The organism is Microbacterium hydrocarbonoxydans, assembly GCF_011752045.1.
In the GTDB taxonomy this organism is placed as follows: Bacteria; Actinomycetota; Actinomycetes; order Actinomycetales; family Microbacteriaceae; genus Microbacterium.
The window spans coordinates 266,873-287,315 of sequence record NZ_JAAKXW010000003.1; the positions used below are offsets into that span (position 1 = coordinate 266,873).

Genomic DNA, 20,443 nt, shown 5'->3' on the forward strand with positions numbered 1-20,443 from the left:
GCCCGGCCGCCCCGCCCTCCGCTTCATTCCGTCGCGCTCAGGCGGCACCCGCAGTCAACGACGACTCGAAGGACGAGATCATGAATGAACGCACCACCACCCGCCACACCACGACGACCCCCGGCACTGGCTACGGGCGCGTCTCGACTGAGACGATGAGAAGCATCGTGTCATCGCACAGGCATCACCGCTCGTTCTGGCAGCAGCTGGCCCTCATCGGCCCGGCCTTCGTCGCGGGCGCCTGGCAGTTCGGCCCCGGCAACCTGACCACGGCCGTCCAGGCCGGCAGCGGCTACCAGTACGCCCTCATCTGGGTCATCGTCGTCTCCACGATCCTGATGATCTTCCTCACCGACATGGCCGTCCGGCTCGGCATCAAGTCGCCGACGTCGCTGATCTCCTCGATCAAGGACCACCTCGGCGGCTGGGTGGGGGTGCTCGCCGGCATCGGCGTGTTCCTCATCACGCTGTGCTTCTCGGTCGGCAACGCGGTCGGCTCCGGACTCGGCCTGTCGATGCTGATCGGCGGCAGTCCGATCATGTGGACGATCATCTGCACGGCTGCGGTGGCCGCGCTCCTGCTGCTCCGCAACGTCTACCGCGTCGTCGAGAAGGTGCTCGTCGTCATCGTCGCCCTCATGGCGATCGCCTTCATCGCCTCGGCGTTCATCTCGAATCCGGACTGGTCCGCCGCGGCGTCCGGACTCCTGCCGGCCTTCCCCGACGGGGCCTGGCTGCTGATCGTCGCGCTCGTGGGCACGAACTTCTCCATCAACGCGGCGTTCTACACCGCCTACGGCACCAAGGAGCGCGGCCGCACCGAGGCCGATTACCACGACGTCACGATCGTCGACACGATCCCCGGCATCGTCGCCCCAGGAGTGATGACCGCACTGGTCATCGTGGTGGCGGCATCCGTACTGGGGCAGACCGGAGAGGCCGCGCCGACGATCGTCGCGCTGGCGGGCATCTTCGAGCCGCTGGCCGGTCCGATCGGCTCCACCGTCTTCGCGCTCGGCTTCTTCGGAGCGGCGTTCTCCTCGATGATCGCGAACGCCACAGCCGGCGGCACGATGCTCTCGGACGGCCTCGGCCGCGGGGCGTCTTCGAGCTCGCTGACCGCGAAGCTCGTCAGCGCCGGCATCCTCCTGTTCGGCGTCATCGTGACGCTCGTCTTCCAGACCTCGCCGGTGCAGCTGATCGTCGTCGCGCAGGCCCTGACCGTGTTCGTCGCGCCGATCCTCGCGGCGCTGATCATCCTCATGGCGAACCGGATCACCCTGATGGGCGACATGCGCAACACCTGGTGGCAGAACGCCGCCGGCGTCATCGGGCTGCTGGCCGTGCTCGGGCTGTCGGTGCGGCTGTTCCTGACGCTGATCGGATAGCCCCTCAGGGCCGCTCGACGGCCTCGGCCGTCCCGCCGGATGCCGGACCAGAACGCGCTTCTGGTCCGGCATCCGGTTCTCGCTCATGCGGATGGCGCGCGAAGCGGATGCGGTGCGCCGCCGTCTCAGCTCACCAGGGGCTGGGCTCGTAGTCCTTGAGGAAGACGCCGTGGATGTCCTCGCCGGCCTCGCCGCGCACGATCGGGTCGTACACGCGGGCTGCGCCGTCGACGAGGTCGAGCGGGGCGTGGAAGCCCTCCTCCGCGAGGCGGACCTTCGTGTAGTGCGGGCGCTCGTCGGTGATCCAGCCGGTGTCGACGGCGGTCATCAGGATGCCGTCGGTCTCGAGCATCTCGCCCGCGCTGGTGCGCGTGAGCATGTTCAGCGCGGCCTTCGCCATGTTCGTGTGCGGGTGCCCGGGTCCCTTGTAGCGGCGGGAGAACTGGCCCTCCATCGCGGAGACGTTGACCACGTACTTGCGGTGGGCGCTCGACGCCGCCATCGCGGGGCGGAGGCGGCTGATCAGCAGGAACGGCGCCGTGGTGTTGCAGAGCTGCACCTCGAGCATCTCGAGCGGGTCGACCTGATCGACCGACTGCACCCAGCTGTTCACGCGGTTCACGTCGGGCACGAGCCCGCCGGCGTCGATCGCCGTGCCGTCGGCGTGCTTCTCCAGCGACGAGGACCCCGGGGCCATCGCGAGACGCGCGAGGTCCTCGGCGGTCAGCGCCTGTCCGCCCTGCTCGGCGACGGTGCCGCCGAGGGCCGCGACCGACAGCAGCGGATGCGCGTCGACCGAGGCCTGCAGCGCCTGGGGGTGCGGGTCGGCCGTGTGCCCGAAGGTCTCCATCTCGGGGAGCGGGCCGTCGGGGAGGGGCTGCAGCTCGGCATCCGCCAGCAGAGAGTAGGCGCCGGGAGAGCGGCGCACGGTCTGGGCGGCGTTGTTGATGAGGATGTCGAGCGGTCCCTGAGCCGCGACCGAATCGGCGAGGCCGATCACCTGGGCGGGGTCGCGGAGGTCGATGCCCACGACGCGCAGCCGGTGCAGCCAGTCGGCCGAGTCGGGCAGGGCCGAGAAGCGGCGCACGGCATCCCGCGGGAAGCGCGTGGTGATCGTCGTGTGCGCGCCATCACGGAGCAGGCGCAGCGCGATGTGCATGCCGATCTTCGCGCGGCCGCCGGTGAGCAGGGCGCGCCTGCCGGTGAGGTCGGTGCGGGCGTTGCGCTTGCCGTGGCTGAAGCGGGCGCAGTCCGGGCAGAGCTGGTGGTAGAACGCGTCGACGATCGTGTACGGCTGCTTGCAGATGTAGCAGTTGCGCGGCTTGATCAGCTCGCCGGCGATCGGGGCGTCCACGACGCTCGATGCCAGGTCGTTGCCGCGGGTCTCGTCGTCGATGCGGTCGGGCGCGCCGGTCGCGGTGCGCGCGACGACGGCCTTGTCGGCCTCGGCGATCGCGTCGCGGATCTCCTTGCGGCGCACCCGCTTGACGGCCTTGAACATCGCGGCGGTCGCATGGCGCACGGCGACGAAGTCCGGATGCTCGTTGTCGATCGTGTGCAGCTCGGCGAGCACGCGCAGCGTGGTGGCGAGGTCATCGGGGTCGATGCCCGGGCCGAGATCGGGGGCGGCGTCGGGCGCGTCGGTCATTGGGCCGATTTTACGCGAGAGTCCTGGGGGTATGCCCCGGGGCGGCGCCCGCCCCGGCATCCGCTCCGGTATGAGTCGTCCTCTCCGAACTGCGCCGCCCACGCGGGGCGGATGCCGTCAGGCGATGCCGCCGCCGTCGACCACCAGCGCCGAGCCGGTGACGTACGAGGAGTCGTCGCTCGCGAGCCAGACCACGGCCTGGGCGATCTCGCTCGGCTGCCCCATGCGGCGCAGCGGCCGGTCGGCGGCCTCGGCGAGGAAGGCGGCCGGATCCTGCCCGAGCTGGCGCGCCTCGTCGCTGAGCATCCCGGTGTTGACGTCTCCCGGGTTGACCGAGTTGACGCGGATGCCGGCAGGGCCGTGGTCGATCGCGAGTGCGCGCGTCATGTTCACGACGGCGCCCTTGGAGGCGCAGTAGGAGATCGCCTGGCCGCCGCCCTTGAGCCCCCAGCCGGACCCGGTGTTGATGATCGAGCCGCCGCCCGCGGCCTCCATGATCGGCACGACGTGCTTGCACATGAGGAAGATCGAGCGCACGTTGACGCCGAAGACGCGGTCCCACTCCTCGACCGTCGTCTCGACGGCGGTGGTGCGGCGGATGATGCCCGCGTTGTTGAAGACGACGTTCACGCCGCCGAACTCGGCGACCGTGGCGGCGACGACGCGCTCGATGTCGGCCTCGCTGGAGACGTCGGCGGAGATCGCGACGGCGGTGCCTCCGGCCTCGCGGATCTCTTCTGCGACGGCCTCGGCGGCCTCGGCGTTCAGGTCGACGACGGCGACGGCCGCGCCCTCCGCGGCGAGCGCGATCGACGTGGCGCGGCCGATGCCGCCTGCACCGCCGGTGACGATGGCCTTCTTGTTCTCGAGACGCATGGTGTTCCTTACTGTGTGGGGGCGAGTTCGGGGGCGGTGACGGCATACAGACTGCTGGTGCCGACCCCGGTGATGATGCGCACGTGCCCGGCGAGTCGGGCATCGAGCTCCGGGTCGCCGGTGTCGACGATGAGAGCGCGGCCGTGCAGGTCGAGGAGCTTCTGCTCCGGTGCCACGACGAGGAGCGGGTCGTCGCCGAGGGCGCGGAGGACGGACGCCGAGAGCTGCTGGTTCCCCCGGCCGAGGAGGAACCCCTGCCCGCCGATGACGGTGACGATCGCCTGGGCGGGACCCTCCGCGATCTCGGCGAGGATCTCGCGCTCGCTCGCGGCGGTCTTGATGACGATGCCGTCGAGGACGACGTCCACGCCGAGCGGCGACCCTTCGACGCCGAGCCGGCGGGCGACCTCGGCGGTCGTGCCGCCGGGTCCGAGCAGGTAGCGGATGCCGGGACGCATCCGTGCGACGGCGCCGCGAGCCGCGGCCTCGACGGCGGCGGCCTCGGTGGCCGGGGTCGCGGCCTTGCGGGCCTGGGTGCGGCCGCTGCGATACGGCACCCGGAGGAAGCCGTACAAGGCGGGGTCGACGCGAGCGCGGCGCATCGCCGCCTCGTCGATGTCGAGCACCTCGCGCTCCTCGACGGGCAGCCCGCCCTGTGCGACCCACTCGGCCGCGATCGCGCCCGCGGCGCGGGGACTGACCGCGAACACCGGGGAGTACATCTTCACGCCGGCGGGGATTCCGAGCACCGCCGGCATCCGCTCGGCCACCGGCCCGTGCGCTTCCGCCGGCGCCGGCGCTTCCTGTTCGGAATTCCTCAGAATCGGACCAGTTCCGCTCGGATCTGCCCCCGAACGGGCCCCGGCAGCAGCTTCTTGAGGAGTCATGAACGGTGCGGCCCCGCCAGAACTCCGGAGATCTGCGACGGTTTCCGCGGGGATCGCCCCGGAACCTGCCTCGACGGCATGGTGCTCCGGAGTTGTGGAACCGGAGACCGAGGCGCCCAGCCCGGCGACGGCATCCCGCAGGGTCCCGTCGCCGCCGACGACGAGGATGAGGTCGGCTCCCGCCGCGGCCACTGCGGCGACAGCGCGGGAGGTGTCGGCGGCATCAGTGGCGTGATCGAGAACAGGCGTTCGCGCGAGATCAGGCGATCCTGCCGCCGATTCGCCTTTCCCGGCGTGTTCGCCTGTTCCCGCGCCGGACGCCGGGTACACCACGCGAGGCACGAGCCCGGCGGCGCGCACGGCATCTGCTCCCATGGCCCCGGCCGCGGTCGCCACGACGAGTCCCGGATGCTGCGCCGCCAGCACGCGCAGCGCGAGGGCCGTCCGTTCCTGCACGCGCGAGCGCGCGCCGCGCGCGAGGGCGAGGCGCTGCACGTCCGCGCCGTCGGAGCCGGCGAGGCCCGCGGGCCCGCCGACTCCGGCGACAGGGTTGACGACCAGTCCGATCACGACGGTCAGGCCCCCGAGGAAGCGTCGGCGGCGAAGTACTTCCGCTGGTACGCACGCCAGGTGATGGCCCAGCGCTCCGGGTCGTCGAGGTCGTCGTGGTGCGTGTGGTGCACGGTCTGGTTGTGCGGGGCCGTGCGGACGACCTCGGGGGTCTCCCGCGCCTCGCGCGCGACCTCGGCCAGCGTCGCGGCGTACTCGTCGAGCTCTGCCTTCGAGTACGACTCGGTCGGCTCGAGCGTGAACGGCTGCGGCACGACGTACGGGTGGTGGCTGGTCCAGTAGTGCATGCCGAAGTCGGTCATGCGGATCCCGATCTCCTCGGAGGTGATGCCGGTCTCCTGGAACAGCTCCTCCCACGAGTAGCGCACCTGCTCGATGCGGCGGCGCCCCGTCGCGTACGGCGCCGAGGCGCCGGGGATGTCGAGAACCTTCTTCAGCAGGTAGTTGTTGTTCAGCACCGCGATCTCGGCCGCCGCCAGCAGCCCCGGGGCGCCGAGCGCCATGATCCACGAGTACGCGCGCACGATGTTCGGGATGACGCCGTGGAACGGCGCGACCGCGCCGATCGACTGCTCTCCCGCCTCGGCCACGTCGAACGTGCCGTCGTCGAGACGCACGACCCGCGGACCGGGGAGGAACGGAGCCAGGGCGGCCGAGACCGCGTTCGCACCGGCACCGGGGCCGCCGCACGCGTGCGGGGTGGAGAACGTCTTGTGCAGGTTGAAGTGGCAGACGTCGAAGCCGGCGTCGCGGGCTCGGGTGATGCCGAGGATGCCGTTGGCGTTGGCCTGGTCGTAGGAGGCGAGCGCGCCGACGGCGTGCGCGGCATCCACCCACTCCTTGATGGCCGGGTTGTAGATGCCGGTGTCCTCGGGATTGGTGACCATGATCGCCGCCGTGCGCGGGGAGAGCGCTGCCTTGAGCGCGGCGAGGTCGGGGTAGCCGTCGGCATCCGGGAACACCGTGATGACCTCGTAGCCGGCCGCCTTCGCCGCCGCCGCGTTGGACGGGTGGCTGAAGATCGTGGTGATGACCTCGCGGCGCTGCTCGTCCTCGCCGTTCGCCTCGTGGTACTTGCGGATCATGGCGATGTTCGACCAGATCGCCGCCGACCCGCCCTGGGTGTGCAGGGAGACCTCGTCCATGCCGGAGATCTCGGCGAGCATCCGCTCGAGATTCCAGACGATCTCCAGCACGCCCTGCGCGTCGGCCGGGTCCTGATGCGGGTGCATGTCGGTGAGCTTCGGTGTGTCGATCAGCTGGTCGTTGATCTTCGGCGAGTACTTCATGGTGCAGGTGCCCTGGCCCACGTCGACGTTGAAGTCGGCGCCGAGGTTCTCCTGCGACAGGCGCAGGTAGTGCTTGAGCACGCGCATCTGCCCCATCTCGGGAAGCTTCGGCCTCGACGGGCGGCGCAGGGATGCCGGCAGCGCGCCGACCACGTCGCCGACGGCCTCGCGGACTCCCGCCTCGACCTGCGAGACGAGCACGCCGCGCTCACCGGGGGTGGACAGCTCGAAGATGACCGGCTCGTCCCAGCGAGCCTGCTGGAAGCGGCGCAGCGCCGGCTTCGGGGCGACGGGGAGGCTCATCGGTTGTTCTCCTCAGCGAGTTCGGGGGTGATGACGGAGGCGAGCGCGCCCGCCAGGGTGTCGATGTCGGCCTGCGAGGTCAGCTCGGTGACGCACACCAGGAGGCGGCGCTCGCCGACGATCACACCGGGCTCGATCCCCTTCGCACGCAGTGCGGAGACGACATCGGATGCCGGGACGGCGAGGGTGACGGTGAACTCGCGCAGGTGCACGGCGTCGTCGTCGAGCTCGACGCCGTCGACGGCGGCGAGCGCCTGCTGCGCGTAGCGGGTGCGGGCGAGGAGGGTCTCGCCGAGCTCGGCCATGCCCTCGGGCCCCATGAGCGCGAGGTAGACGCCGGCGGCGATGCCCCAGAGAGCGGCGGCGGTGCCGACCCACTCCTTGCCCTCTTCGCGATGCGCGAAGGAGGTGCGGTCGTAGGCGACGTCGCCGAAGCCGTACTCGCCTGGCACGTCGGTGGTGGCGAGGCCGAAGAGGCGCGAGGGCATCTCCATGACGTACGTCGGGTCGTCGTGCACGGCGATGAAGCCGCCGTGGGCGCCGCCGTACCACTGGTGCAGGCCGAGCGACTGGATGTCGCCGGTGACGATGTCGGCGCCGTGCAGCGACGGCGGGGCGAGCACGCCGTAGCCGATCGGATCGGTGCCGACGACGAGCACGGCACCGGCGGCGTGGGCGGCGTCCGCGATCTGCTGGAGGGCGGCCTCGACGGCGCCGGTGGCGCTGGGGGTCTCCACCCAGACGGCCGCGACGTCGTCACCGAGGGACGCCGTGATCGCGGCGATGTCGGCGGTGCCGCCTACGGTCGGGACATGCTCCAGCGTCAGGTGGGCCCGCACGTAGTCGGCCACCTTGGCGAGCTTGGCCGGCAGCACGTCGCTCGCCACGATCACGCGGCGGCGGCCCGTGATCCGCCCTGACATCGTGAGGCCCGTGGCGGTGGCCTGGTAGCCGTCATAGGTGGGGACGTTCACGACGTCCATCTCGAGCAGCTCGGCCATGAGCGACTGGTACTGGAACAGGGCCTGGAAGCGGCCGTGGTCCTCGTAGGGTTCGCCGGCGTAGGCGGTGAGGAACTCGCTGCGGCCGATGACCTCGTCGACGACGGCGGGCACGTAGTGGTTGTAGACACCGGCGCCGAGGAAGCTGAGACGCTCACCGGTCGGCGTGTTCTTCGCGAGGATGCCGCGGACGTGGCGGGCCAGGTCCTGCTCGGCGACGAGCGGGGCAGGCAGGTCGAGCGGCCTGTTCAGGCGCAGCGACGCCGGGATGTCGGCGTAGAACTCGTCGACGGATGCGGCGCCCACGGCCGCGAGCATCGCTGCGCGCGACTCGGGTGCCGTGTTGGGGATGTACGGATGCACGAAGCTCTCGCTCGTCATGCTTCCTCCTTCACGTGGTGATCGGAAGTGCGGGGTGATCGGAAGATCGAGTTGGTCGGAAGATCGGGGTGGTCGGAAGATCGGGTGGTCGTGAGATCTTGGGGTCCGAGAGCTCAGCTCGGGATGATCGGCGAGAACGGGGTGGTCTCGGTGTGGGGCGCCGCCAGCACTGCGACGCCGTAGCGTTCGAGGTCGAGCCGGTCGGTGTGGCGGATGCCGGTGAGCAGATCGGTCGCGGGTCCCGCGAGCGCGAACGACACCGGGCTGCGCCCGTGGTTCAGGTAGAACGTGTAGTCGGTGGTGCCGTCGGTGCGGGTGACGGCCTCGGCATCCACGTCGACGCGATCGCGGGCGGGGAGGCCTGCCGTGCGGAGCACGTCGCGGAACACCGGCAGCATGCTGTCGTGCTCGAGCATCGCGCTGAGGTACCAGGCGGAGCCGGCGCCGGCAGAGCGGCGGGTCACGGCGGGGAGACCGGCGAGCTCGCCGGACGTGTACGTGCCGCGCACCTCGACGTCGGCATCCGCCTCGAGCCACTCGCTCCAGCTCGGCACCGTGAGCACGTCGTGGCCGTAGTCGATGGTCTCGGTGAGCCCGTCCGCGATCGGCCACTGCTCGTCGACCTCGACGCCGAGCAGGTCGCGCAGCGGACCGGGGGCGCCGCCGTCGTGCACCTTCTCGGTGGCGTCGACGACTCCGGAGAAAGGACCGACGACGAGGTGCCCGCCGCGCTCGACGAAGGCGCGCAGCGCATCGGCCTGCGGCTGTTCGGTGATGTACAGGTTCGGCACGACGACCACGTCGTACCGGTCGAACGGGCCGTCGGCGCGGACGGCATCCGTCGGCTGGCCGAGCGCAAAGAGCGCGCGGTGCCAGGCGCGGGCCTGCTGCGCCCACTGCAGGCGCTGCGACGGCAGCGACTCGAGCGCGCTGGAGCCCCACCAGGAGTCCCAGTCGACGACGAGGGCCACGCGCGAGCGCACCCGGGTGCCGCGCACCGGCTCGAGCTTCTTCAGCTCCTGACCGAGCGCCTTCGTCTCCTGGAAGCTCCGCGACCGCTCGCCGCGGTGGCCGAGCATCGAGGAGTGGAACTTCTCCTGGCCGTACTTCGCCTGCCGCCACTGGAAGAACATCACGGCATCCGACCCGTGCGCGACGGCCTGCAGGCTCTCCACCCGGATCTTGCCCGGCGCCTTCGGCACGTTGACGTCGCGCCAGCTCGTGGCGCTGGCCGACGACTCCAGCAGCAGCCACGGCTGCCCGCCCTTGAGGGACCGCATGAGCCCGTAGTTGAGCGCTGCGCCGACGTGCGAGGTCGGGTCGGCGGGCTCGGGGTAGGCGTCGTCGGTCACCACGTCCTCGACGGCGGCGAAGTCCCAGTAGTCCAGGTCGCGGAACATGCTCATGAAGTTCGTGGTGACGGCGATGTCGGGGGTGACCTCGCGGAGCACGTCGATCTCGATCTGGAACAGCTCCAGCAGGGCATCCGACGAGAACCGCTCGAAGTCGAGCAGCTTGGTGGGGTTCACCGGCCCCGGCGCCTTCTTCGGCGTCTCGATGTGCTCCCAGGAGGTGTAGCGCTGACCCCACACGTTGACGCCCCAGGCCTCGTTGAGCCCGTCGAGGTCGCCGTAGCGGTTCTCCAGCCAGCGGCGGAAGTGCTTCGCCGACTCGGGGCACCAGCAGCGTGAGGTGTGGTCGCCGTACTCGTTCGAGATGTGCCACATCGCCAGCCCCGGATGCTCCCCGTAGCGCTCGGCCATGGCCCGCGTCATCCGCGCGACGTTCTCGCGCCACACGGGCGAGGACGGGCAGTAGGTCTGCCGGGAGCCGAACTCGAGCCGGTGGCCGTCGGCATCCCATGGCGCCATCTCGGGGTGGGCGCGCAGCAGCCAGGACGGCGGGGTGGCGGTGGCCGTGGCCAGATCGATGCGGATGCCGTTCTCGTGCAGCAGGTCGATGATGCGGTCGAGCCACTCCCAGTCGTAGACGCCGGGCTCGGGCTCGAGCTGCGGCCAGCTGAAGATCGGCAGGCTGACCATGTTCACGCCCGCCTCGCGCATCAGGCGGATGTCCTCGTGCCAGGTCTCCTCCGACCACTGGTCGGGGTTGTAGTCGCCGCCGTAGGCGAGCGCGTCGATGCGGACGCGTCGGATCGGCTGGTCGCCACCGGATGCGGGCACGAGTGCTCCTCTCTGAGTCCTGGCCGCGGACTCTGGTGCATTTCCCGAGCCCGCTGTATTCTGTATACACCACAGTAGATCGTCACGCGGAAGCCGTCAACCCATAGGCTGGGCGGGCGGGGGCGCGACGCAGAAGGGGGACGGCCGATGGCCATCGAACGCAAGAACCTGCGCTCTCAGGTGCGCGAGGAGCTCCTCGCCCGGATGCGGGCCGGTCTCGTGCAGCCCGGCGAGGGCATCAACGAGGTGCAGCTCGCCGGCGAGCTCGGCGTCAGCCGCACGCCCCTGCGTGAAGCCCTCATCGCGCTCGAGTCGGAGGGGCAGATCGAGAGCGAGAACGGCAAGGGCTTCCGCTTCGTGCCCCTCAGCGCGTCGGAGTTCCGCGACCTCGCCCCCGTCATGGCCGCCCTGGAGAGCCTCGCCCTCGAGCTCAGCCCGCCCGACGAGCTGCAGGCCATCGGCGTGCGTCTCAAGGAGATGGCGGATGCCTTCGCCGACGAGCTCGTCGAGCACCAGCTCGTGATCGCCAAGGACGACGAGTGGCATGCGGTGATGCTCTCCGCCTGCCCGAACACCCGCCTCCTGGCCGTGATCGACAGCGTGCGCAGCTCGATCCACCGCTACGAGTCGCTGCTCGTGCCGGAGGAGGCCAAGGTCGAACGCGTCGCCGCCGAGCACGCCGAGATCGCCCGCTGCCTGGCAGAGGGCGACGTCCCGGGCGCCGTCGCCGCGCTCAAGGTCAACTGGATGCACGGCGCGCAGCGCATCCTCGACAACGCCTCCAGCAGCTACTTCACCGCCTGACCCGGCCACGGCATCCCGCCAGCATCCGCTCCCGTATGAGTTTCTGCGGCGGAATCGCCGATTTCTCCGCAGCAACTCATACGGGAGCAGCATGGGTCACCCCTTCACGGCACCGCCGAGGAGGCCGGCGACGAACTGCTTCTGGAAGATCAGGAACAGCAGCATCAGCGGCAGGGTCGCCAGCAGCGACCCGAGCATGAGGCCGGAGTAGTCGACGCGGCTCATGCCGATCATCGTGTTCAGCGCGACCGGCACCGTGTAGTTCGCCTCGGTGTTGAGCATCAGCAGCGGCCAGATGAACGAGTTCCACTGGCTGATGAACGTGTAGATCACCAGCGCGGCGATCTGCGGCTTCGCGACCGGCAGCACGATCCGATAGAACGTCCGCAGCTCCGAAGCGCCGTCGATCCGCGCCGCCTCGATGAGGCTCGCCGGGAAGTCGAGGAACCCCTGCCGCATGAGGAAGATCCCGAACGCGTTCGCGAGGAACGGCAGGATGACGGCCTGGTAGGTGTCGATCCACCCCATGCCGGCCATGATCTGGAACAGCGGCACGAGCAGCACCTGCATCGGGATCATCATCGTCACGAGCACGGCGCCGAGCAGGATGCCGCGGCCGCGGAACCGGTACGTGGCGAGGCCGTAGCCGGCCATGATGCTGACGATCGAGCTGAACACCGTGTAGACCACGGCGATGAGGAGGCTGTTGAGCATCACCCGGCTGAAGCCGATGCTCTCCTCGAGCCGGGCGAGGTTCACCCAGAGGTCGCCGCCGGGGAGCACCGGCAGCGGGGTGCCGAACAGCTCGGAGGTCGGATGCGTGGACGCGACGACCATCCACAGGAACGGGACGATCGACACCACCGAGGCGGCGATCAGCAGCAGGTACAGCGGCAGCTTCAGGATGCCGGAGCGGAGGCCGCGCTCCCCCGCTCCGCGGCTGGGCGTCTCCCGGCCTTCGGTGACGAGGGTGCGGGTGGCGAGATCGGTCACTTCTTCTCCCTCATGACGCGGAACTGCACGATCGCGATGATCGCGGTGAGCAGCACGAGCATCCACGCGATGGCGGAGGCGTAGCCGAAGTCGAACTGACGGAATCCGACCTTGTACAGATAGAGCACCGGGGTGAGCGTGGCGTCGCTGGGCCCGCCGCCGGTGAGGATGAAGTTCTCGTCGAACAGCTGCAGCGCGCCGATCGTCGAGGTGATGCCGGTGAAGATGAGCACCGGGCGCAGCTGTGGCAGCACGACGTGCCAGAAGGTCTGCCAGCGGCCGGCGCCGTCGACCTTCGCCGCCTCGTAGAGCTCGGGCGGGATCGATTGGAGCCCGGCGAGGATGATGACCATGTTGTAGCCGGTCCAGCGCCAGGTCACCGCGGCGATCACGGCGACCCGCGCCCACCACTCGTTGTTCAGCCAGTCGATCGGTCCGATGCCGGCGAGGCCGAGCAGCTGGTTCACCGCTCCGCCGTCAGTGGCGAGCAGGACCCGGAAGACGACCGCGTAGGCGACGAGGGTCGTGACAGCGGGGAGGAAGGTGAGCAGCCGGAACCCCGACCGGAACCGCAGCCAGGACTGGTTCAGCAGATAGGCCAGACCCACGGCGAGCGCGAGCATCAGCGGCACCTGGATGACGAGGATGAGGCCCGCGTTGAACAGGCTCTTCGCGATCAGCGGGTCGGCGAAGAGCCGGGCGTACTGCCCGAGCCCGACGAACTCGGTGACGCCCGCCTCGGTGCGGAACAGGCTCTGCCAGAGCGAGGCGAGCAGCGGATAGGCGAAGAAGAAGGCGAGCAGGGCGGCGGCCGGCAGCACGAACCAGCGTCCGGCCCTGCCCGGGTCCAGGCGGGTGCGCCGCCCGGACCCGAGCGTGGTGACGGAAGCCATGATCAGTCCGCGATCTCCCGGCCGGTCGAGGTGGCGAGCTGCTTCGCGGCATCCTCCAGCACCGTCGCCGGGTCGGCTCCGTTGAGCACCGCGGCCGAGACGGCGTTCGCGACGATGTCGGTCGCCTCGGCGCTGTCGGACGTGTACACGATCGGCGGGATCTCGCCGGTGAGCTCGGCGAAGACCTCGTACACCGGCTGGCCGCCGAAGTAGTCGACCGGCGCGGAGAACTGCTCGTCCTCCAGCGCCGGCAGGTACGAGGGGAACAGGCCCTCGTTCTTCATCATGGACGCCTGGTTCTCGGCATCCGCCAGCACGAAGTCGACGAACGCGGCCGCGAGCTGCGGGTTCTTCGCCTGCGCGGGCACGGCGAGGCCGGAGCCGCCGTTGTTCGAGGTGCGGGCGCCGCCCTCGTCGAATACCGGCAGCGGCATCACGCCGTACTTCCCGGCGTGCTCGGGAGCGTCGCCCTGCAGCGTGCCGATCCACCAGACCGCCTCGGGCGTGACCGCGGAGTCGCCGTCCTTCGCAGAGGTGACCCGGCCGTCCCAGCCGGTCACGTTCTTGAGCAGCCCTGCCTCGTTCATGTCCTTGAGCATGGTGAGCACGCGCACCGCCTCGGGCGAGTTCACCGTGATCTCGCCCTTCTCGTTGAAAAGCCCCTGCCCGAGCTGCTGCAGGCGCGCCTGGAAGCCGGCGCCGGCCGCGATGTCGGTCGACATCAGCGTGTGCCCGGTCTTCTCCTTGATGACCTTGCCGGCCGCGATGAGGTCTTCCCAGGTCTGCACGGCCTCGATGTCGACGCCGGCCTCCTCGACGATGTCGGTGCGGTAGAACATCGCGACAGTGCCGGAATCCCACGGCGCGATGCGCAGGGAGCCGTCGGCATCCGACCCCGCCGACCACTTGAACGGGTCGAAGTCGGCCTCGTCCTCGCCGAGGATCGGGTTCAGGTCGAGCATGCCCTTCGGGAACTGCGTGATGTAGCCGGGGGCGGCATCCGTCTCGACGGTGACGACGTCGGGAAGCCCTGTGCCTGCCTGGAAGCCGACGGACATCTTGTCGTAGGCGTTGTCGTAGCCGACGTCGACGACGTTGACCGTGGTGCCCTCGTGCTCCTTCTCGAAGTCTGCGGCGAGGCGCTCGAGCGCGACGGCGCCCACGTCCCACGACCAGACCGTGATCTCGCCCTCGAGCTTCGCGTCGGGGTCGAGGGCGGTGGAGCCGGATCCCCCGGTCGGGACGCCGCCGGTGGCGCATCCCGCGAGGGCGAGGCCGACCGCGGCGAAACCCGCGAGGCCGATGACGTGCTTCTTCATGATGACTCCTTCGTCGCGTGTGAATATTGAATACATCAGGTGGGTGCAGGTCGCCCCCGCCGCTCCCGTATGAGTTGCTGTCGAGTTTCTGCGCTTTCAGCGACAGGAGCTCATACGGGAACGAGGAGGCGGTCAGCCGGACAACCCCACGGCCAGGTCGATGAACAGCGCGGCCGACCAGCCGAAGGCGGTGGTGGCGCGCTCGGCCTTGAGGCCGGTGCGGGGGTTGAAGTACTCGTGCGGCCCGCCGCCGTGGATCACCAGGGCGACCGTCTTCTCACGGAGCTCGCGCGCCCGCTCCGGCCAGCCGGAGGCCTCGAGCCCCTCGGCGACGAGCATGCTCGTGTTCACCCAGATCGGCCCGCGCCACATGCGCTCCGGAGAGAAGTCGGGGTCGGATGCCGCCACGGTCGGCAGCCCGTACTCCAGAGCGAACCGCGAGGCGTCGTCGACGGCGGCGCGCAGCGCCTCCGCGACTGGCGCCGGCAGCGTGCCCGTCAGCAGCGGCATGAGCCCGACGACGGTGTCGCTGAGCAGCGTCTTGCCGGCGGCGCCGGTGGAGGCGCCGGGGATCGCCCCGCCGCCGTACGCGAGGAACCGCTCCTCCTCCGCCGACCACATCCGCAGCAGCAGCTCCTGCGTGCGAGCGGCGCGCTCCCGGAACCGCGTGACGTCGGCATCCGGCTCGTAGCGGGCCAGCAGGTCGGCGATCTCCAGGTCCTGGCGCACGAGGTAGGCGCCGAGATCGGGGGCGGCGGTGGGCAGCGGTCCGTCGAAGATCGGGCTGTCGTCGAGGCCCGAGGAGTACGGATGCCCGTACTCCGGCATCCCGTCGTGATCGAGGTCGGATGCCGCGAACCACCAGTCCTGCGACGCGATCACGCGTGCCAGCTGCGTGCGCACCCACTCCGGGTCGCCCCCGCCGGCGGAGAGCACCTTGCGCAGTGCCCAGGCCGCGAGCGGCGGCTTCGTCAGCGGCACGGGCGCACTCGGGTCGGCGATCTGCGAGCCGGCCCGGCGCAGATTCTCACGATCCCCGAGCGGCAGGTCCTCGCTCGTGGCGAGCACGCCGAGCTCGTGCACGACGTCGGGCAGCTGCCCGTCGGCCGAGGGGAACCGGAAGGCGATGTCCAGTTGCTCGCGGGCGAGGTCGGGGTCGCCGTGGCGCAGTCCGACGGCGATGAAGTAGGCGTCCCACTGCCAGAGCCCGACGTAGCCGATCTTCGACGGCACGATCGCGCGGGCGTCGCCGAGCGACGGCAGCTCGACGATGTTCGCGCCGAGCACCCACCAGCAGAACGCGGTCATCTCCTGCAGGTCGTCGCGCACGATCGGGCACTTCGCGAACCAGTCGTCCCAGATCTCGGCGGTCGCGGCGAGGGCTTCCTCGTGATCGCCCGGCACGACGGTGACGCTGCGGTCGGCCGCGACATGCAGGCGGATGCCGCCATCGAGCGGATGCTCCTCGACGCTGCCGTCCGGGCGCTCGAGGCGCACTCGCGTGCCGGGGGCGCCGCCGAGGCTCAGGGAGGCGGCATCCGCGAAGGTGAGCGTGGCCTCGGGATCCGAGACCTCACCGCGTTTCGTCTCGGTCGCTGGCGCTCCCTCGCTCAACGACCGAGAGTAGGACGTCGGAACCTCCTCGCTCAACGATCGGGGAGAGCCGAACCGCACCCGCCCGGGCAGCACATCGGCGACCGGCAGCACCGCGCCCGAAGCATCCGTCACCACGATCGAATCGAGCACCCGGCATTCCGAGAGCCTCTTCTCATACTCGGAGGTGTGCACCCGCACCCCGTCTCCCGACGGGGAGCGGAACACGAGCACGCGCGAGCGCGGCAGCGTGAACGGCGCCGAGAGGAGGTCGAGGTGCTTTCCGGCAAGCGCAGCGAGTGTCATCGTCCTCCGAGGCCCGAGGCGGCCATGCTGTTCAGGATCCTGCGCTGACCGATCACGAAGACGATCAGCATGGGAACGGTCGAGATCGCCGACGCCGCCGTCACCAGACCGTAGTTGACGGAGCCGAACTGGCCCTGGAACGCGGTCAGCAGCAGCGGCACGGTGAAGAGGTCCGGCGTGTTCAGCAGCACCAGCGGGAACAGGAACGCGTTCCACACCCCGAGCGAGACGATGATGCTGAGCGCGGCGAGGCCCGGCTTCAGGTTCGGCAGGATGACGCTCCAGAAGATGCGCCAGCGCCCGGCGCCGTCGATGATCGCAGCCTCCTCGAGCTCCTTCGGCAGTGACAGCACGAACTGGCGCATCAGGAACACGGCGAACGGGTTGGCGAGCAGGCCCGGCACGATGAGTGCGAGGTGGGAGTCGATCCAGCCGAACTGCGACATCAGCAGGTAGAACGGGATCAGCGTGACCTGCGCGGGAATCATCTGCGTCGCGAGGAACACGATGAAGATCACCTTGCTGCCCTTGAACGGGATGCGGGCGAAGGCGTAGCCCGCCATCGACGCGGTGATGAGCGTGCCGATCACGACCAGCACCGCGATGTAGAGGCTGTTGAGATACGCCTGACCGAAGGGGACCGCCGTCCATGCCTCGGTGTAGTTGTCGAAGGTCCACGGATCGGGGATGAAGGACAGCGGATCCTTGAGCAGCTGGGGCAGCGTCTTGAACGACGTCAGCAGCATCCACACGAACGGGAACACCATCCCGATGGCGCCGACGATCAGCAGCGCGTGCAGCACCGTCGAGTTGAGGCGGCGCTTCGCACGATCGCGCACGGGAGAGTTGCGCTGACCGCGGCCGGGGGCGACGATCGCGACGGTCGAGCCGGTGGCGGGCGGCTGGGTGCCGTCGGTGAGACGGACGACGGGAGCGCTCACGCGACGTCCTCCTCGTAGTGCACGAACCTCTTCTGCGCGCCGAACTGGATGGCGGTGATGATCAGCGTGATCACGAGCAGGATGATGGATGCCGCGCTCGACGGGCCGAACTCGAACCGGCGGAAGCCGAGATCGAAGATGTGGTACACGATCGTGCGGGTGGCGTCGTCGGGTCCGGCATCCTGCACGAGCACGTAGACGGTGTCGAAGGTCTGCAGCGACGAGATGAACGCCACGACACTGGAGAAGAAGAGGATGGGCGAGAGCAGCGGCAGGCGGATGCTCCAGAAGATCCGCCACGCGCCGGCGCCGTCGATGCGGGCGGCCTCGATGACCCCCGGGGAGATGTTCTGCAGGCCGGCGAGGAAGATGACGACGTTGAGGCCGAGCGAGGCCCAGATCGTGACGATGCACACGGCGATCAGGGCGAGCTTCGGGTCGCCCAGCCAGTCCGGCGGGGCGATGCCGAAGACCTTCGCGATCGCCGCAGACATGACGCCGTCGGCGCGGAACATCTGCTGCCAGATCATCGCGACGGCGACCGTCGAGGTCATCACGGGGGCGAAGAAGAGCACGAGGTACAGGGTGCGGGTCTTCAGCTTCTCCAGGGCGACCGCGATGACCACGGCCAGCCCGAGCCCGATCGGCACCGTGACGACGGCGATGAAGAGGGTGTTGGCGATGGAGCGCCAGAGCAGCTCGTCCTGGAACTGGTCGGCGAAGTTGTCGAACCCGACCCACTCGAGCGCCGTGAGGCCGTTCCAGGATGCGAAGGCGAGAATGAGGCTCGCGAAGAACGGCAGGACGACGAACACGCCCATGCCGATGAGCTGCGGGCCGACGAACAGCCAGCCCCAGCGGCGATCACGGCGCCGCCAGGCCGCCTCCCGGCGCACGGGCGGGTCGGGGAGCGCCCCCGAAGGGGCGGCCGCCGCGGCGACCGCCCCTTCGATGCTGGACGTCGTCATCACTCAGACTTCTCCGCCACGAGTTCGGCGACCTCGTCGAGGGTGGCCTGGGCATCCTGCTTGCCCTCGTCGAGGGTGGCCTGGGCATCCTGCTTGCCCTCGTAGAGCTTGAGGAAGATCTCGGCGATGTCGGTCGGCAGGTTCGGGATCTTCGCCTCGGCGGCGTAGTCGACGAAGCCGATGTCGCGCATGTCGAGCAGGGTCTGCGCGTGCGCGGGGTAGTCGTCCTCGAGGACGACCTCGTCGGCGCCGGCGACCGAGGGAACGGCGTTGCCGTCGCCGGACAGACGGGAGATCTGCCCCTCGGCGCTCAGGAACTCGCTCCAGAACGTGAACGCGGCATCCTTCACCTTCGTCGCGTTGTTGATCGCGAGGTACGACACGGCGACGCCGGTGGGCGCTTCCGCGCCGTCGGGGGTGGGCCAGCGCACGACGTCGACGTCGTCGGCGGTGCCGGCCTCCCTGACCGTGCTGATCGTGTAGCGACCCTGGATGAAGAAGCCCGCCTTGCCGGTGACGAACTGGCTGTCGGCGCCTGCGCCGTCGGGGAGCGTGTCCGCGACGATGAACTGCCCGTCCTGCACGCGGTCGCCGAACTCCTGGATCAGCTCGACCGATTCCGGGTCCTCGTTCGCGACGAACGCGCCGGAGTCGTCGTACGGTGCGTCGGCGCCCTGAGAGGACAGCCAGCTCCAGTGCGTGGCCCAGTAGTTCCAGAAGATGGTGCCGCCGATGCCGGCCGCAGCGAGCTTGTCGTTCATCTCGAGGAACTTCTCCGTCGTCCACTCGCCGTTCTCGGCGAGGGTCGCGGGGTCCTCGGTGATGCCGGCCGCCTTGAGCGTCGCCTTGTCGTACCAGAGCGCGTCGGGGTTGGAGTCGTTCGGGGCGCCGTAGTACTCGCCGTCCTTCTCGGCCGCGCCGAACAGGCCGGGGAAGAAGTCGTCGGGAGCGGTCTTGCTGTCCTTCGACTCCATGAGCTCCTTGACCGGCATCAGACGGCCCGAGTCGATGAACTGCCCGATCTGGTCGTCGCCGATGTAGAAGACGTCCGGCGCCTTGTTCGCCGCCAGCTGCGCGAGCAGCTTGGGGTGGTAGTCGCCGTAACCGGCCACCGGCTGCATCTTGACCGTGATGTCGGGGTGGCGCTCCATGAACTCCTTGTTGAACGCGTCGAACCGCTTGAGCTCGTCGGCGCTGCCCCAGGTCGACCAGACGACCGTGGCCTTGCCGTCGGCGTCGGCTCCCCCACCGCCACCGCCGCTGCACGCGGCGAGTCCCAGGACCAGGGCGCCGGCGGCCCCCACTGCCAGATACCGCGTGACCTTCGCGCGTGCCATCTCGCTACCTCTTTCATCATCGGAAGACTGTGTCGGGAAACGCCTCAGGGCGTACTCGTATTCTGTATACAGAACGCAGAAGTGTCAAGGGGTCGTGCGGTTCGAGATCATCTCGTGACGACCGCGGATGCTTTTCGGCGGGTCCCGCCGCCCGGGCGTGACCACCGGCATCCGGTGCGAGCACAATGGGGGCATGACCGACCCGCACATCCTCGGCCCCGGACTCCTGCCGACGCCATTCACGGCCGACGAGATCCGCGAAGCCACCGGCACCGGCAAGACGATCCGGATGCGCATGGATGCCGCCGACGGCTCCGTGGCTTTCCGCGTCAACCGCTTCCGAGAGGTGGATGCCGAGGGCGCCACGCTCGACCGCTGGGCGGAGGAGACCCCCGGCGACGTGTCCTCGAACCGGGTGACCTGGGCGGAGCTGCAGGGCCACGCGGCATTCGACGCGGAGACGACCTCGGTCTCGACCGAGGTCCTGCGCATCCCGCTCGGCGAGGTGAACTGCCTGCGCTTCGACACCGAGGACGGCGTCTTCTGGTTCTCGCTCGCGCACCCCGGGATGCCGGTGCGGTACGAGTCCGAGGGCCTGCGCACGACCGTGATCAGCGTCGACTACGACTGACCCGGGATCCGCTCGGGGGCCCCGGACCCGGCATCCGCTCAGGGGCTCCTCCCGACCGGCATCCGCTCGGGAGGAGAACGCGCGCTCGGGAGGAGGTCTCCGGGGGATTCCTCCTCCCGAACCTGCGTCCTC

Annotated in this window: 16 protein-coding genes; 3 read left to right on the forward strand and 13 right to left on the reverse strand. The window is 69.8% G+C overall.

The annotated features are described in order from the left end of the window. The first annotated feature begins 80 nt into the window (after positions 1-80). Positions 81-1,388, forward strand: coding sequence for an Nramp family divalent metal transporter (locus tag G6G98_RS12265; protein WP_208321484.1), 1,308 nt, complete (start codon positions 81-83; stop codon positions 1,386-1,388). Between the two features lie 130 nt (positions 1,389-1,518). On the opposite strand, the gene G6G98_RS12270 is transcribed toward G6G98_RS12265, so the two are convergent. The 6 genes from G6G98_RS12270 to G6G98_RS12295 all read right to left on the reverse strand — a co-directional run bounded on the left by G6G98_RS12270 (position 1,519) and on the right by G6G98_RS12295 (position 10,526). Continuing rightward, a complete protein-coding gene (locus tag G6G98_RS12270; RefSeq protein ID WP_164234154.1) occupies positions 1,519-3,036 on the reverse strand; it encodes an SDR family NAD(P)-dependent oxidoreductase in 1,518 nt (505 codons plus the stop codon). 117 nt (positions 3,037-3,153) lie between these two features. Then, the gene (locus G6G98_RS12275; RefSeq protein WP_164234153.1) at positions 3,154-3,912 is read right to left on the reverse strand and encodes an SDR family NAD(P)-dependent oxidoreductase; all 759 of its coding nucleotides are present in this window, start codon (positions 3,910-3,912) and stop codon (positions 3,154-3,156) included. A gap of 8 nt (positions 3,913-3,920) precedes the next feature. After that, positions 3,921-5,369 carry an ATP-NAD kinase family protein gene (locus tag G6G98_RS12280; protein ID WP_164234152.1) on the reverse strand — a complete coding sequence of 483 codons (1,449 nt, stop codon included), beginning with the start codon at positions 5,367-5,369 and terminating at the stop codon, positions 3,921-3,923. A 5-nt stretch (positions 5,370-5,374) separates the two neighbouring features. After that, positions 5,375-6,961: an aminomethyl-transferring glycine dehydrogenase subunit GcvPB gene (gene gcvPB / locus G6G98_RS12285; protein ID WP_164234151.1), complete on the reverse strand. Its 1,587-nt coding sequence runs from the start codon at positions 6,959-6,961 to the stop codon at positions 5,375-5,377. Further along, positions 6,958-8,343 (reverse strand): aminomethyl-transferring glycine dehydrogenase subunit GcvPA, encoded by a 1,386-nt coding sequence (gene gcvPA, locus G6G98_RS12290; RefSeq protein WP_067356406.1) that lies wholly within the window; start codon positions 8,341-8,343, stop codon positions 6,958-6,960. The genes gcvPB and gcvPA overlap by 4 nt, the downstream gene beginning before the upstream one ends. A 113-nt stretch (positions 8,344-8,456) precedes the next feature. Then, positions 8,457-10,526 (reverse strand): beta-galactosidase, encoded by a 2,070-nt coding sequence (locus tag G6G98_RS12295; protein ID WP_164234150.1) that lies wholly within the window; start codon positions 10,524-10,526, stop codon positions 8,457-8,459. Between the two features lie 147 nt (positions 10,527-10,673). Between G6G98_RS12295 and G6G98_RS12300 the strand changes: the two genes are divergently transcribed. Then, on the forward strand, positions 10,674-11,330 hold the full coding sequence (locus G6G98_RS12300; protein ID WP_084788437.1) for a GntR family transcriptional regulator: 657 nt from the start codon (positions 10,674-10,676) through the stop codon (positions 11,328-11,330). A 96-nt stretch (positions 11,331-11,426) separates the two neighbouring features. Here the strand turns inward: G6G98_RS12300 and G6G98_RS12305 are convergent, their stop codons facing one another. From G6G98_RS12305 to G6G98_RS12335, 7 genes are all read right to left on the reverse strand, one after another. Then, on the reverse strand, positions 11,427-12,323 hold the full coding sequence (locus G6G98_RS12305; RefSeq protein WP_084788438.1) for a carbohydrate ABC transporter permease: 897 nt from the start codon (positions 12,321-12,323) through the stop codon (positions 11,427-11,429). Further along, positions 12,320-13,216, reverse strand: coding sequence for a carbohydrate ABC transporter permease (locus tag G6G98_RS12310; protein WP_067356412.1), 897 nt, complete (start codon positions 13,214-13,216; stop codon positions 12,320-12,322). Before G6G98_RS12310 ends, G6G98_RS12305 begins: the two co-directional genes overlap by 4 nt. Before the next feature lie 2 nt (positions 13,217-13,218). Continuing rightward, positions 13,219-14,535 carry an ABC transporter substrate-binding protein gene (locus G6G98_RS12315; RefSeq protein WP_164234149.1) on the reverse strand — a complete coding sequence of 439 codons (1,317 nt, stop codon included), beginning with the start codon at positions 14,533-14,535 and terminating at the stop codon, positions 13,219-13,221. A 132-nt stretch (positions 14,536-14,667) separates the two neighbouring features. Beyond that, positions 14,668-16,434, reverse strand: a complete 1,767-nt coding sequence (locus G6G98_RS12320) for an amylo-alpha-1,6-glucosidase (protein ID WP_164234148.1) — start codon at positions 16,432-16,434, stop codon at positions 14,668-14,670. Further along, positions 16,431-17,375 (reverse strand): carbohydrate ABC transporter permease, encoded by a 945-nt coding sequence (locus G6G98_RS12325; RefSeq protein ID WP_208321485.1) that lies wholly within the window; start codon positions 17,373-17,375, stop codon positions 16,431-16,433. Before G6G98_RS12325 ends, G6G98_RS12320 begins: the two co-directional genes overlap by 4 nt. After that, positions 17,372-18,343 (reverse strand): carbohydrate ABC transporter permease, encoded by a 972-nt coding sequence (locus G6G98_RS12330; RefSeq protein ID WP_084788439.1) that lies wholly within the window; start codon positions 18,341-18,343, stop codon positions 17,372-17,374. Before G6G98_RS12330 ends, G6G98_RS12325 begins: the two co-directional genes overlap by 4 nt. Beyond that, on the reverse strand, positions 18,343-19,680 hold the full coding sequence (locus G6G98_RS12335; protein ID WP_164234147.1) for an ABC transporter substrate-binding protein: 1,338 nt from the start codon (positions 19,678-19,680) through the stop codon (positions 18,343-18,345). Before G6G98_RS12335 ends, G6G98_RS12330 begins: the two co-directional genes overlap by 1 nt. Before the next feature lie 193 nt (positions 19,681-19,873). On the opposite strand from G6G98_RS12335, the gene G6G98_RS12340 reads away from it, so the two are divergent. Continuing rightward, positions 19,874-20,311 carry a hypothetical protein gene (locus G6G98_RS12340; protein ID WP_067356423.1) on the forward strand — a complete coding sequence of 146 codons (438 nt, stop codon included), beginning with the start codon at positions 19,874-19,876 and terminating at the stop codon, positions 20,309-20,311. Positions 20,312-20,443 lie beyond the last annotated feature (132 nt).